Annotated in this window: 10 protein-coding genes; 4 read left to right on the top strand and 6 right to left on the bottom strand. The window is 56.3% G+C overall.

The window, feature by feature from the left end:
- Window positions 1-11: 11 nt before the first annotated feature.
- Together ACGY09_RS22890 and ACGY09_RS22885 are read right to left on the bottom strand one after the other, a co-directional pair.
- On the bottom strand, window positions 12-350 hold the full coding sequence (locus tag ACGY09_RS22890; protein WP_373652652.1) for a P-II family nitrogen regulator: 339 nt from the start codon (window positions 348-350) through the stop codon (window positions 12-14).
- A gap of 119 nt (window positions 351-469) precedes the next feature.
- Window positions 470-1,882, bottom strand: a complete 1,413-nt coding sequence (locus ACGY09_RS22885) for an ammonium transporter (RefSeq protein ID WP_397569584.1) — start codon at window positions 1,880-1,882, stop codon at window positions 470-472.
- A 228-nt stretch (window positions 1,883-2,110) separates the two neighbouring features.
- On the opposite strand from ACGY09_RS22885, the gene ACGY09_RS22880 reads away from it, so the two are divergent.
- Entirely contained in the window at window positions 2,111-3,034 is a 924-nt protein-coding gene (locus ACGY09_RS22880) for a prepilin peptidase (RefSeq protein ID WP_397569583.1), read from the top strand.
- 202 nt (window positions 3,035-3,236) lie between these two features.
- Here ACGY09_RS22880 and ACGY09_RS22875 read toward each other — a convergent pair whose 3' ends face one another.
- The gene (locus ACGY09_RS22875; protein WP_397569582.1) at window positions 3,237-5,540 is read right to left on the bottom strand and encodes a DUF1559 domain-containing protein; all 2,304 of its coding nucleotides are present in this window, start codon (window positions 5,538-5,540) and stop codon (window positions 3,237-3,239) included.
- A 682-nt stretch (window positions 5,541-6,222) separates the two neighbouring features.
- On the opposite strand from ACGY09_RS22875, the gene ACGY09_RS22870 reads away from it, so the two are divergent.
- Entirely contained in the window at window positions 6,223-7,185 is a 963-nt protein-coding gene (locus tag ACGY09_RS22870) for an amidohydrolase family protein (protein WP_397569581.1), read from the top strand.
- 127 nt (window positions 7,186-7,312) lie between these two features.
- On the opposite strand, the gene lnt is transcribed toward ACGY09_RS22870, so the two are convergent.
- Window positions 7,313-9,166, bottom strand: coding sequence for an apolipoprotein N-acyltransferase (gene lnt, locus ACGY09_RS22865; protein ID WP_397569580.1), 1,854 nt, complete (start codon window positions 9,164-9,166; stop codon window positions 7,313-7,315).
- Between the two features lie 266 nt (window positions 9,167-9,432).
- On the opposite strand from lnt, the gene ACGY09_RS22860 reads away from it, so the two are divergent.
- Entirely contained in the window at window positions 9,433-10,389 is a 957-nt protein-coding gene (locus ACGY09_RS22860; protein ID WP_397569579.1) for a radical SAM protein, read from the top strand.
- A gap of 442 nt (window positions 10,390-10,831) precedes the next feature.
- Here ACGY09_RS22860 and ACGY09_RS22855 read toward each other — a convergent pair whose 3' ends face one another.
- Window positions 10,832-11,812: a choice-of-anchor A family protein gene (locus ACGY09_RS22855; RefSeq protein ID WP_397569578.1), complete on the bottom strand. Its 981-nt coding sequence runs from the start codon at window positions 11,810-11,812 to the stop codon at window positions 10,832-10,834.
- 702 nt (window positions 11,813-12,514) lie between these two features.
- Here ACGY09_RS22855 and ACGY09_RS22850 point away from each other — a divergent pair.
- The gene (locus ACGY09_RS22850; RefSeq protein WP_397569577.1) at window positions 12,515-13,660 is read left to right on the top strand and encodes a lactonase family protein; all 1,146 of its coding nucleotides are present in this window, start codon (window positions 12,515-12,517) and stop codon (window positions 13,658-13,660) included.
- A gap of 97 nt (window positions 13,661-13,757) precedes the next feature.
- Here the strand turns inward: ACGY09_RS22850 and ACGY09_RS22845 are convergent, their stop codons facing one another.
- Window positions 13,758-14,513, bottom strand: a complete 756-nt coding sequence (locus tag ACGY09_RS22845) for a DUF3891 family protein (RefSeq protein ID WP_397569576.1) — start codon at window positions 14,511-14,513, stop codon at window positions 13,758-13,760.

Raw genomic sequence — 14,513 nt, 5'->3', positions numbered from 1 at the left:
GACAGTGGCGATCAGATCGCTTCCGGACCAGTTTCACCCGTGCGAATACGGACAATTTCTTCGAGACTGGTGATGAAGATCTTGCCGTCACCAATCTGACCCGTTCGCGCGACATCAGAAATGGTTTTGATTGCCTTGGTGACGTCCGCGTCCGCCACGACAACTTCGAGCTTCACTTTGGGCAGGAAGTCGACCGTGTATTCCGCACCACGGTAAGTTTCTTTATGGCCGCGTTGCCGACCGAAACCACGCACTTCCGTCACAGTCATCCCCTGGATTCCTGCCTGTGTCAGCGCGTTTTTGACCTCTTCCAATTTGTAGTGGCGAATCACCGCTTCAACCTTCTTCACGTTCGGCTCCTTTGATAAATCTTTCGGGTCTATTCTGCAGTTCTCGGCGAGCGCTACTTCACTGATTGTGAAGCCTCTTTCCCAGTGCGTCAATCAAGTTCAAAACATCAGTTCAGGCATCAATAGAAGATGTAACCTTCTTCGCCATGGTCATGAATATCCAGTCCCTGCATCTCACCGGTCTGGGTGACACGGAGACCATTTACGGCGTCGACAAGCTTGAGAATGATCACCGTCCCGACAATCGCCAGCAGCATGGCGGCTCCCGCACCGATCGCCTGGTTCACGAGCTGTGCCGGATTTCCTTCGAGCAGGCCGCAAGGTTCGGTGGTACCGGGGATGACAGCTCGAGTCGCGAACACGCCGGTCAAAAGTGCGCCCAGAGTTCCACCCACGCCATGGACACCAAATGCGTCCAGAGAGTCATCGTAGCCAAACTTGTTTTTCATGGTCGTGCATGCAAAGAAACAGACCATCCCGGCAGCCAGCCCCAGACAGATCCCGCTAATCGGGGTTGCTGAACCGCTGGCGGGCGTCACACAGACCAGCCCCGCCACGGCACCGGAACATGCGCCCAGAATGCTGGGCTTACCACGGAGCAACCATTCCAGCCCGGCCCAGGCGAGCGTCCCCGCTGCAGCCGCCATTTGAGTCGTTACGAAAGCATTTGCAGCCCGCAGATCGGCAGCACCAGCACTCCCTGCGTTAAAGCCAAACCAGCCGACCCACAGCATGGTGGCACCGATATAGGTGTAAGTCAGATTGTGCGGCGGCATGGGCTCTTGTCCAAATCCAAGTCGCTTTCCCAGCAGCAGGGCGCAGACGAGGGCAGAGATTCCGGAAGTGATATGCACCACCGTTCCGCCCGCAAAGTCGTACGCCTTAAACTTCGCACTCGGATTGAATTCCGAACACCAGCCAAAGTCAGACCAGACCCAGTGGGCCACGGGGCAATAGACGAACGTTCCCCAGAGAATGGAAAACAGCACCATCGAGCTGAACTTCATTCGTTCGGCAAAAGCTCCGCAAATCAGTGCGGGAGTGATGATAAAGAACATCATCTGAAAGACCATGTGAATCGATCGAGGGATCCCGGTTTCCCCGTACATCGGATGCACTGCCTGCTTGAGGCTTTCGTTCCAATAAGGGGAGACTTCCTTCAGCAGGGCATACTTGAAATCCCCGATCAGCCCCATCCCTCCGACAGAGTCTCCGAAACAGAGGCTGTACCCGTACAAGGCCCAAATCACCGACATCAATCCCATGAGGGTGATGCATTGCATCATCACACTGAGAATATTCTTCTTCCGGACGAGGCCGCCGTAAAACAACGCCAGACCGGGTGCTGTCATCATTAGCACTAATGCTGACGACGTCAGCATCCAGGCGATGTCACCTGAATTGAATGCGGGAGCGGCAGCGGGCGCCACAGCTTCGGAGATTTCGACGGCAACTTCCTGCGCTAAACCGATCGATGGCAGGCTGCAGCATAAAACAAGGAAGGAAAGCGCGGTCCAGTGTCTGAACGTCACAAAATTTCTCCTGAGTGCGAGGATGAAAATCGCGAATACCAAAGCTTCAGTGGTGCCACGACGTGGTGGAAAAACTGAGACGGGCAGCCACAAGGCAAACTGCATGCCGCAGTTTTTGGCACTGAATGCTTCGTGTAAGGCAAAACCCTGCTGCAATGTCAGAATCCGGAAGAACACGTATACTGCAGCACAGATTTCTTCAGGGCTCTTCACTCGCGGAACGGACCGGTGTCTCTCATTCTGACTGCACTCTTCGCCTTTTTAGTCAGCAGCGGGCTCGCGTGGTGGTTCGAATGGCTGAGTTACCATGAGCGGCAGTCGCTGAATATTCCTCTGCCCACCCCACAAGCCCGTCGCCTGAGAAGCATTGTGGTGGTGATCGCCAGCGCGTTGCTTTTCGTGCTCTTCCATTGGGCATCAATCGAGAACGGGTGTCTCGAGACGCCGGAAGTCCAACCATCCGGGACCGGTCGGACATTGCGCTTGGTCTTTCACCTGACCCTGCTCGCATTTCTCGTCGTCGCGACGTCGATCGATTTTGACTGCTACATGATTCCGGATTGGATCACCTTACCCGGGACACTGATCGGACTACTGGGAGCAACGCTGATCGGCGAAGCTCAGATCTGCCACTTGTGGGTTGACTGGACGGTCTCCATCCCGCAACTGAGGGGGCCTTATATCCCCGCATGGTACGACGCCCATCGACACTGGCACGGGCTGGCCTGGAGTCTGGCCGGAATGATCACTGGGGCAGGGCTGACCTGGAGTGCGAGGAAAGTCAGTTCGCTCGTCCTGGGACAGGAAGCGATGGGAACCGGAGACATCACTCTCATGGCGATGATCGGCAGTTACCTGGGCTGGCAGGCGACGACACTGGTCTTTCTTCTCGCCCCCCTGTTGGGACTGACGGTCGGCGTGGTGATTCGGACCGTCTCGGGCAAGACATACCTCCCCTACGGACCCTGGCTCAGCCTGGGGGCGGCCGTGGTGTTATTCAGTTGGAGCTTTTTCTGGGGTCAAACCCGCATGATTTTCAGTGACTGGCTGAGCATCGTTACCCTGGGGGGCGTTGGCAGCATCGGCTTCGTTACGTTGCTGGCCCTGGTACAGCTCTACAAGTCGATCCCCGCACGAGGTCGATCGACGTGACCGGTCTCCCGCAGTCCCATCCCATCGGTTCGTTCAGGAACCGACGGTCATCAAGTAAAGGAGAGGGGGCGCGTTCAACGTCGCGGGGATCGGAAGCCCCTGGTACGGCCATGTCGGCAGCCACCTTCTGCATTCTGAGATTTCAACGCACTTGTTCGGCGTGCCCCGCAGAGTAACTGCAGGGCACGTTGCGTACGCAGGTCTACCGAACCATTTCACCGTCAGCAATCTGGATCAGGCGTCGTAACTGCTCTGCGGGGGTCTTCTTGTTCAGGGTGATTACTCTACCGTCAGCCATTTGAGCAATGAAGCTATCGGTTGTCAGATCCCCGAGCGCAGCGATCGGGTTCTCAGGGTCAAAGTCGAGGCCCCCCGGCTTGGTCCAGATTTCCGCTTTATCAGGACCTGCGAGAACGGCGAGAATGGTGTTGGAAGCCCCATCGGAAAAATCAGGGATAGGGGGGGCGGCATCGTCTGCAAATGGAGCTCCGGCACCGACAAAGACATGCATGGCTGTTTTACCGGGTTCAGTGACATCTTTTGACTTGAACACCTCAGGCATCTTCTCGATCAGCAGCTTGTTGTGCTCACTATCCCAGGCTTCGTCCAGGTTGAACTGGTCGTAGAGTTCCTTCTGACCGATGTAGGGCAGCAGAGCCACGCGCCAGCTAAGGCCCTTCGGATTGCCGGGCAGCACGCGACTGGCCGACGGGAACGCGCCATGAACATCATGATACTGGTGAAAACCCAGACCGATCTCACGGATAGCGGTCATCTGGATCGCCATGCGCGCCGTCTTTTGTCCCGAAACCAAAGCGGGCTTCATGATCTCTGGCATCTGATCGAAATTCTTGGGAACTGGCACGCCGAAGTGAATTTTTTCGCCAAGCTGTTCCAGCGTCGTAGAGGCAACAAGCTGCTTCGTCAGCGCCATCATCTCGCGGTCTTCGTTACTCGCATTGGGAGCCAATGGTGCCTGTGCGATATTCATTTTTCCCTGGTTCAGGGCCATCGACGAAATGCCGAACAGGCTTGCCGCTTTTTCAGAACTCGTTGCCGTGATGTCCAGCGCCAGCATGGGATCTGCAGGATCACCCGTTCCCGAGAACTGCATCGCAATCGTCTTGACCTCCGACACCATGCCCAGCATCGGGTTAAACTGGGCGAGAAAGCCCAGAATCGACGCCTGTGATTCGAGATCGACAGCAGCACTGATGCTGGCAGCCAGATTCAGTTCCTTGACGAGTGGCGAGGTGCTGCTCTTGCCCGCCTGTTTCGCCGAGATCATCTGTTTCACAGCCTCAATCGGTGCCACGACGACCGTTTGAGTCGCGGGGAACCAGACGGCCGTCGATTGATTTCGCGAGTAACTCACCCCTTCAAAAGTCTCTTCCTTCGACTCACCGAGAACCGATTTCACCAGTTCCGCCTGAGGTACCTCTCGCGACAATTCGATAATCGTTGTCGGTAGCGGGGGCGTCTTGGGCGAGTTGACCTTCCATTTGTTTAAATCAACGACCGCTCCGTCCCGGGGGTGGATCATTGCGGCAAGAGTTTTGTCATCGATACCTACAGGTAGTCGAAGCACTTGACCGTCTCCCATGGCGACCAGAAAACCTTCTTCGGGCTCTTCACCCAAAGAATCGCGCGGTGAAGCGAGGTCCACTTCCAATCCTCCGGGTTTCGTCCAGATCTCAGCCTTGTCAGGGGCCGACTGTATCGCCAGAACGGTATTCGACGTTCCATCCGTAATGAGAGAGAGATGGGTCCCGGAATCCCCGTGGAAGGGCGTATTCTCGCCCGTGAAGACATGAAACGCCGTATGGCCTTCTTCTGTCACTCCCGGCGATTCAAAAATCGCGGGCATCAGAGCAATCAGAGTTTTGTTGTGGTCACTGTCCCACGGTTCGTCCAGATGAAATTCATTGTAAAGCGGGGCCTGCTCAAGGAACGGAAGAAGATGGACACGCCAGCTCAGGCCCGTTTTACGTCCATCTCCGTCCCCATTCGCGCGAGGAAACTTCCCGTATGTGTCGTGGTAATTGTGAAAGGCCAGCGCAATCTGCTTCATCGCGTTCTGGTACTGGTGGTCACCTTGCTGTGCCGGCGCGGCCAGATTTGCAACCGGGAGACCGACCTGCTGTGCGATCCCTGTCACCAGCGATTGATCGATCGCGACGGTCACTCGTTCGAGGTCAGAGAACTTGAGCCCCAGCCGGCGCAGCAGATCGCTGGGAGTACCCGACTCAGTCTCAAATCCCAGCTCAATCAGCAATCGCCCCATTTTGGTCTCAAAGTATGCCTTGGGGTGAAGGACCGAAATGCCGACAAGATTGTCCGGAAGAAAGACGGCTTCAGTGAGCGGCTTTGGCGGCGTGCGAACAGGCGACTCCTGGGTTTGCGCTGTCGTCGCCGTAGACTCCCCGCCGGTCGGTTTCAATGAATTCGCGTTCTCAGACGCATCCTTCACAGGGGTTTGACCGGGGGTCTCAGCCTTCGTTGCCACAGCGGGTTCGTTGTGATCGGATGGGGACGCCGCTGGCTTTATCGCACTTTCGCCTGCTTGGTCGCTGTCCGTCACGGCAGCTTTTTTCTGCTCTCCGCAGCCTGCCATTAGACTGATCGACAGTAAGAGAAACGTCAAACTCGCGGGAACTTTGTACATGACACGCCTGCTATCGGGGAGAAGTAAGCATTTCGAAGTGAGGAGCACAGTTCGCGACAACTGTCGCACGTCATAAACTAAAGCACAATGATGCCCCTCAACATCGACCCCAGACTATGAGACACAACGTCTGATTTCAAGGACATTGATGACGGACCGCCTGACATTCACCCGTGACGGCACCACCTTGAACAACGCCACGTGGCCAAGGCTCACTCCGATTTGAGTCCAAAACGAACTCAACCTGAAGCAGGCCCTGTGTTCCTGCCGCGCCGGGTGCGCGCCCGAGTCGTGAACAACGACTCAAGACCGGATGAAGACCAGGGCATGCTACAGTTGTTTCCCACTCCGTTTTTCGCAATGGTGTTTCAGCGGCAGCAAGCCTCGCGTGGGTGACGCGCCTACTCGATCTGAGCCATCGCTCGGGCCTTGTTAACGCCAATCCGACTTGCCGTGCTGTCGGGACTTCATATCTGTCGGGACTTCATAAAAGTGAACTGACCATCCAGGGGAGAGCCAATCGATGCAGATCAATCGCCGCGATTTTATGACCTCCAGTTTGATCGCCGCTGCGGGACTGACTAACACCCTGGGCACGATCGCAAGCGGGGCCAACGAAGAACGCGACAAGTATCCTATCATCGATGCGCATACGCACTTTTATGACCCTTCACGTCCCGAGGGTATTCCCTGGCCATCAAAAGAAGATTCCGCACTTTACCGCACAGTGCTCCCCCCTGAGTTTCGTCGAGCCACCGCCCCTTATGGAGTCACCGGCACGGTCATCATCGAAGCCAGTCCGTGGGTTGAGGACAACCAATGGCTGCTCGACCTGGCGGATGCGGACCCGTTCGTAGCAGGGATCGTTGGGAACCTGTCACCGGGTGAAGAATCGTTCGGAAAACTGCTGGCCCGCTTCTCAAAGAATCCCCTTTATCGTGGCATCCGGATTGGCTCCGATCTCCTCGCCAGCGGATTAGAGAAACCGTCGTTTCTCGCCGATCTCCGAAAGATGAACGACGCCAACCTGCAACTCGATGTGAATGGCGGAATCGAGTCGCTGCCGCTGGTGGACCGATTGGCGAAACTGCTTCCCGATTTCCGGATCGCCATTAATCATCTCGCCAACGTTCGTATCGACGGGAAGGAACCTCCTGCGGAATGGTCACGTGGGCTAAAGGATTGCGCTGCTCATCAGAATGTGTTCCTCAAAGTTTCCGCGCTGACGGAAGGAGCACGGACAGCAGAACACATGCCCCCCGTCGAAACAGACTACTATCGCCCGATTCTGGAGACCGCCTGGAAGACGTTCGGCGAGGATCGTCTGATTTACGGCAGCGACTGGCCGGTGAGCGATCGGGCGGCCCCCTACAAAGTCGTGATCCAGATCGTGAAAGATTTCTTCGGCGATAAGGGGCAGACCGCTACCGAAAAGTTCTTCGCCAAAAATGCGACCGTCGCGTACGGATTACGCGCACGAACATAGCTGCGCCTTGACCTTTTTCCCGGGCAGATGCGCCGGAAGAAATTCGAATGCGCGGGGGATCCTCAATGGAGAGGGCTCAGGCCGCAGTCCCGGCTTGAGCCCTCATCCCACAGAGAAAGACGTCCGGTTAGGCCAGAGAGGGCGTCGATTCCGCAACTTTTCGAGTCGGAACAAAGCCGAACAGGCCGAAGCCCACTGCCGCGGCGGCACACAGCGCGGCGAACCAGTCACCGTACTGCACATACAGACTGCGGCGAGCATCCAAAGGAACCGTCTGGATGACCGCGGCGTTCAGGTTCTTGTGCCAGGCCCCTGTCTTGGGATCGCGCAGTGTGGTCCGGGGCGGGGCGTCACCGTTCTTGCGTGCATCACCATCAATAAACACGTCCGGTTCGCGAATCGCTCCATCCCCATCAATCACTGCAGAAATCCCGGTGTTCACAGCACGCACCACCGGAGTGCGACATTCCACGGCGCGAAACGCCGCGGTAATCAAGTGCTGATCCAATTCACTGGAACCGTGAAACCACCCGTCATTCGTCATGTTGACCAGAACATCGACCGGCTGCCCCCGCTCAAAATCGGACCCCGATGCGACGATCCTTCGCACCAGGTGCGGCACGGTGTCCTCGAAGCAGATCACCGGGGCCATTCGCCAGCCCAGATATTCAAAGATCGCGGCCGATTTTCCCGCCGACAATCCGTGCGATTCATTATAGGGCGAGAACGCTTTCAGGAATGGAAGCACGTTCACGAGTGGGATATACTCACCAAACGGGACCAGGTGAATCTTGTCATAACGTCCGGCGATGCCGACGTCAGGACGGACAAACACGGCCGAGTTATGTTGCGAGACGATTCCCGGCTTGGCTTCGGCGGAGTGGATCCCGAAAATCAACGCGGCACCCGAGCGCTGACTCTCTTCCGTCAGAACAGAGCGGACCGTGGTATCACGCCACATCGCGGGATTCACTGTCGGAACCAGTTCCCGCAGTTGGTCATTCGACAGTTCTTCTGCGGGCGTCATTAAGGGCCAGGGAAACATCGCTTCCGGCCAGACAATCACCTGTGCCTGCTCACGGACAGCGCGGGCATTCAGTCGAAGATGCGTAAGATAGATGTCATCCTGCGACGCTGGTTCTTCTCGCAGCGACGCCACAAAATTCCCTTGAATCAACGCCATGCGTGGACCGGGCTGAAAGTCGGCCTGCCCCCTTCGAACGTACCCGTAGACCAGAACGGAGGCAAACACACTGAAGGTCGCCGTGACTTGGACCAGATCAGACAGCGTCAATCCGGAAGCGGTTACTGGTCCGGTTGACGGCAGAACCAGATTGAGGCGAATCAACCAGCGATGGGGCACCATCAATGCCAGCGCCGCCGAAGTCATGACGATCAAAAAGCTGACACCGTACGCCCCCACAATGTCACTCACCTGAATCAGTTCCAGCCAGCGGTACTGCGAGTGCCCGAGGAAGTACCACGCGAATCCGGTCATCAGATGAGCTCTGAGATATTCCAGGCCGGTCCAGACAGCCGGACCAACCAGGGCGAGCGGCAACGCACATCGGTGCACGGCGACGCGTGAGATCAGTACAAATGCGACGGCATAAAATGCGAGGTAGATCGAAAGGGCAATCCACGCGATGTACATCGTGGGATCACCCAGCCGCATCCACTGCAAAGTTGCCAGTTGACTGATCAGGCTTCCGACATAGATTGAAGGATACATCCATCCCGTCCGATCCGGGATCCTGACGAGGAGCAGCAGCGGAATCGTGGCGAACCACGCCAGCGGACTGGCATCAACAGGAGTGAAGCAAAGCCATAGCAGCAGTCCCGACAGGCACGACATCCCCAGGGCACCGACCAGGCCGACCCGCGATTTCGCCTGCTTCCGGACCGACCGGGCCGAAGCGATGATCTGGCGTACCGATCGATCGGAATCGTTCCTGGTTTCTCTCATTGTGACCGTCGCCATCTCCGATTCCCTCCGTGGACTATTGGATGGGGTTAAGTTAATCCAATGCTGGAAATCAGGGAAGCCGATGTTTTCGAGCCGGTCCTTTTCGAGTTCAATGCACCGGTAAAGACTCCGCCACCTCGCATTCCGGACATCGTCACTGGCCTTACTTCAGTGTGCCTGTGTTCAGGTTGCAACCTTTGGCAAGCGAATGATTTATCACATTCCACGCACAGCGTTTTCCAGGACCGCCAGCACAGGGAAACCCCCGCTGAGGATCAACAATGTTCAGCCTTCCCATCAGCGATGCCGAGGTCGTGGCCACCCGCCCGACAAAGAATCGTCTCGACCCCTGGAAACCCTATTTGACCCTGATTGAGCCGGAACGATCGTCACAGGGTCGGATCGAAGATGTTCTGACGATCTTCCTCACCAACCGGGAGTGTCCGTTCCGCTGCACCATGTGCGATCTGTGGAAGAATACTCTGGACGAACGAGTCCCCCTGGGAGCGATTCCCGCACAAATTCGACACGCGTGTACTCCGCAGTCTGCTGCGAAGCATGTCAAACTGTACAACGCGGGAAGCTTCTTCGATCCCCAGGCGATTCCGCGGGAAGACCACGCCGAAATCGCCTCGCTCGTGTGCAGCTTCGAAACGGTCATCCTGGAAAACCATCCTCGACTGATCAATCACCGCTGCCTCGAGTTTCACGACCAGGTCCAGACCGGGTTGGAAATTGCACTGGGACTGGAAACCGTTCACCCCGCAGCACTGGCATCCCTTAATAAGCGGATGACCGTGGAAGACTTCGACGACGCGGCACAGTTTCTTGTAAAGAACGGAATCGCCGTCAGAGCCTTCGTCCTGCTGAAGCCACCGGGCATGGACGAAGAGCAGGGGATGGAATGGGCTCTCCGTTCGGTCCAACATGCGGTCGAACAGGGTGCCAGGTGTGTCAGCATTATTCCAACACGGGGGGGAAATGGGATGATGGAGCGGCTTCAGGCCACAGGCGACTACTCTCCCCCTGTCATCCACAGCATGGAACGAACGCTGGAACGGGGTCTCGACTACGCGAACCAGCAAAGTTCGAAGCCCCGCGTCTTCATGGACACCTGGGACAGTGCCCGTTTCTTCGATTGTCCTGAATGTGGGCCGGCCCGAGCCAAACGGATTTGTGAGATGAACCTGACGCAGCTAATCCCGCCCACCGTCACTTGTGCCAAGTGCCATTCCTGAGCGGGAAGATTTTCACCGACGTTCGCAATCAGGCCACAAGTGAGTGAGCATCGCCATCAGAGCCTCTTCGAGGCCGGGCTTCAGTTACCGGAGATGGACACACGCACGCGGAAACTTGCGCATCCCGGTCTCAACTCGGGGGACGGGTGCACAGGAAATGCAATAGCCGTTCGCAGGGGGGGGAAAGGGAACTGACGCATTCTCAAAGTGGTCCGCGACGACTTCGGGCAAAGTTGAGGGTCCGAAGTCGCCGGAAGCTGGTGAGAAAGAGTCCGTTCCCTGCGTCGCCTGCGAACGGCTACTGTCGGGAAACCGCAAAACAAATTCAGCGGGAAAGTGCCTCTCCCTCCTTCTCCCGAGCAATCTCAGGTCGAAGAGAGAGGGGGGGGAGGAAGAGGAAGAACTCCAGAAGTTCTTCCCTGTGATTGTGCAAGAACCTGGATCAGACCGCGTTCTTTCGACGACGGTAGGAATAGACACTGAACATCACAGAAGCGATCGACCCCAGGGCCAGCGTACTTGGCTCAGGAACAGGCGAAGGATTCAGCGGTCCGTTACCTGCATAGAGTGGATAGTGAACCTCACCACCCGCCTTCAGAGAGTTCGCCCAGATCGACCCATCCATCGAAGGACCTGTCTTCACGTCAGCAAAAGGGGCCAGAATTGCACCGTGCATATTAGCTCCTGCGTTGAGCTTGGTTGTATCGGTAAAGTTCCAGATCAGGTGCGACGTCAAATAGGAATTGTTCTGAAAGCCGTTGAAGTGAATACTGCTACCGATATCAATATCTCCGGCCCCGGTGACGTTAATCACCAGCGATGAGATGGACGCCAGCGGGACGTTGAAGTTAATACCAAAATTCGCATTCATTGCGGTCAAGGCACTGCCTGCAATGGATGCAATCGCGTACCCATCGGAGTCAACATAGTTGATCTGAAAGACGTTGGAGGCATTCAGTGTGTTCTGGGCGAACAGCGAGTTATCAGCATACATCTGAGCGAAACCGGACGAGACCGATTTGATCTCTTGAATGGCAGAAGCCAGCGTCGAAACCTCGGAACTACTCAGATTAATCTGGCTGCCGCGAACACCATTTGAGTCGGAATTGTAGTTCACATTCGCGTTGCGGGTACCGCCGATGGCCAGGCTGCCGCCACTGTTGATATTCAGGTTCTGACCATTCAGATTCCCCAGAACAGTCACCAGTGGAGCTCCCCCCTGCGGCGGGGCATTATTTCCGACCGTGGCGAGGTTGGCGTTACCACCGATCAAAGAAGGCCCCTCAATGTCATTCTGGGTATTAACGTCCTTCACGGTAATAACGTTATACTGATGGATAACGCCAGCCGAAACGATCAGATTACTAAATCCGACCATCACTCCACCGATGAGTGCGGGCAGTTTCTTACTAAAACGTCGCAATCCACAAAATTCCATTGAGCCGAATCCTTACAGTCCAAAACGAAATGGGAGTCACCTAGACAGCCTGTGGCGACAGCGAAAAACCGGAGTTATTGGCGGGTAAATAGGCCAATGGCTGCGGATAAGGCATCTCGGCAAAGAATGCCGAGCGCGCACTTGCCCGTGATCTGAATCGTGGCCCGCCCCTCCAACAGGGGGCGATGCCGAGGCCTCGATTTTCGAGCGAGGTTACTACCCAACGGGAAAATTCCCGCCGCAGCAGATTACGGTCGCTCGCCACAGCTGAGACAAACTGTTCTAGGCACGTAGCTGGAAAGTTCCAGTCGATTTCTTCAGACAATTTTGTGAAATCGAATATCCGACGCGCACGAGTTGCGGGGACTTCACCGCACGGACGATCTGCGAACCGACGTGCCGTCTAAATCTTTTGTGCAAGCGAGTTTCTGGTGCGTCGACGAGAACTCGTTAAGATGGCACCCCCTGCATTCCCGGGGGCGTTTCGCGTCGTGAATTGCGATACGTGGATGGTCAATGGTTCAGCAGCAATCGAGGAGGACGAGCCCTTTTTCACCCCTGAAGCGCAACAAGGGAGAACTGCAACCGCGCCAGGCCCGAGCGTTCCGATCTGGGAAAGTCATCTTTCGATTGCCCGTTTGCCATCGCCTTCATATGGGATCTTGAACACTTCTGACGGAGCCACTGATGAATCTGATTCGACCCCGGTCTCTTTTTGCACTCTTGATGGCCACCATGCTCAACCCCACAATCTCGACCGTCACAGCAGAACAACCCGTCGTCCTGATTTCTTCGTTCGCCCCCGGTAAGGAGGGCGGAATCCAGGCATACGAACTGGACCTTCAGTCGGGTTCCCTCAAGGCGACTCACCGGACGGGAGACATTAGTAACCCGTTCTTCTTCGCAATCTCACGCGACGGAAAATTTCTCTACACCATTGATGCCAAGACCTTTGGTGGTGAAGAATCCGAGCACGTCTCTGCATTCGCCCTGGATGGGAAGACGGGCCGAATGAAGTTTCTGAACCGACAGTCGACACAGGGAACGGCGAGTTGCTTCGTTGACGTCGACGCGACTGGGAAGTCGGTGCTGGTCGCCAACTATTCAACGGGGAACATCGCCTCATTTCCCACACAGGCTGATGGCTCACTGAAGGAAGCAGCCACCTTCATCCAGCATTCAGGATCAAGCGTCGATCCCGTCCGCCAGAAAGGCCCGTACGCTCACTGTCTCGTCGTCAGCCCTGATAACCGCTTCGCCTTCGCAGCCGATCTTGGTATCGATCAGGTCCTCGGGTATCAACTCGACCCGGCGACGGCCAAGCTGGTGCCCAATACCCCTCCCTTCGTTAAATCTCCGGCAGGGGCGGGACCGCGACATCTGACGTTCCATCCCAACGGCCGCTACGTCTACGTGATCAACGAACTGAATAACTCGGTGACCCTGTTTGACTACGCCACCGAGACCGGAACCTTGAAAGAGCGACAGAACATTTCGACTCTTCCTGCGGACTTCAAAGGAGTGACTCACTGCGCTGACCTCAAGATCACTCCGGATGGCCGGTTCCTCTACGGTACCAATCGCGGACACGACAGTATTGCTGCCTATCAACTGGGCGCGGATGGTGAAATGACGTTGATCGGAATCGAACCGAGCTTGGGCAAAGGTCCGCAGAACCTTCTGATCACGCCTGATGGAAAACTACTGCTCTGTGCGAATATGCCGGGAAACAATGTGGCCGTCTTCAAGATTGATGGCCAGTCCGGAAAATTGAAGTCGGTCGGAGAGCCGATTTCACAGGTCAGCCCCGCTTGCATCCGATTGCTTCCCTAAGTAACCGGTTTATGACCGTCGAGCGGGCAACTTTCGTTGCTCGCTCGACCAAGTGCTTCCCGGAAGCCGCGTTTGTGTCTCTCGCTCAACCAGCCGCTTAATGACCCCGGTTGGAACGAGCGGTTTTCTGAAAGTGCCATGTTCGCATCTCGACAGGGCAGGCCCTCAGCTGCTCCTGCAGCTCGCTGTCCGAAGTAAAGGTGAGCTGCTGGAGCGTCCGAACTTCAACATGTTCAACAAAGATTTTTGCCGAGAACGGCCAAGGGTCTATGGCGACGGTATTATCTGGACGCTGCCACATCTGATAGCGCTGATTTTCCAGCGGCGCAATCTCAATTCTGCGGTGCATGGCAGGAATTGCCCCTTGGCACAAGATCAGTGAAATTCGATCGCACCACTGCAGGACCGCATACGCGGATTCCAGTGCGGCCTTCGTTGTTCCCAGCTCGTGCAGAATCGAAGCCCGCCGCTCAATCTCGTCATCGATCAAGGCCCGCAGACTCGGGGAAATTTTCTCCGACCGATAAAGTTCCTCGGCGTGGCGGGCGGCCAGCAACCCAATCCAGCGGTGCTTCCGATAGCCGTTCTCAATCCTGCGGCTCACTTCCCGCGCTCGCTCTTTGGCGGTGAAGCGAAACTGCGTGAAGTCCTTGGGTGCTCCCAGGCTGGTCAAGTAGACATTTTTGCCAAAAGACGTCTTATGGTCATCATGCTCAAACAGTGCCGCCAGCGTCTCTGGCCAGTAATGAACCGCAGGGAGCTGCCGAAGCTGTGTCGCAATTTTCCCGGCCAATAGGGCGTGAGCGGCCTGGTAGACAACTTCCCAACCGGTTTCCACACTTTTGACAATCAT

Source organism: Schlesneria sphaerica (assembly GCF_044336245.1).
In the GTDB taxonomy this organism is placed as follows: Bacteria; Planctomycetota; Planctomycetia; order Planctomycetales; family Planctomycetaceae; genus Schlesneria; species Schlesneria sphaerica.
The sequence above is the reverse complement of the archived record's forward strand: the minus strand, read 5'-3'. Positions and strand labels throughout refer to the sequence as shown.

Bases quoted from the DNA above. Each gene is read 5' to 3' on its own strand.
- ACGY09_RS22870 (WP_397569581.1), top strand. From the start codon at position 6,223: ATGCAGATCAATCGCCGCGATTTTATGACCTCCAGTTTGATCGCCGCT.
- lnt (WP_397569580.1), bottom strand. From the start codon at position 9,166: ATGGCGACGGTCACAATGAGAGAAACCAGGAACGATTCCGATCGATCG.
- ACGY09_RS22860 (WP_397569579.1), top strand. From the start codon at position 9,433: ATGTTCAGCCTTCCCATCAGCGATGCCGAGGTCGTGGCCACCCGCCCG.
- ACGY09_RS22850 (WP_397569577.1), top strand. From the start codon at position 12,515: ATGAATCTGATTCGACCCCGGTCTCTTTTTGCACTCTTGATGGCCACC.
- ACGY09_RS22845 (WP_397569576.1), bottom strand. From the start codon at position 14,513: ATGATTGTCAAAAGTGTGGAAACCGGTTGGGAAGTTGTCTACCAGGCC.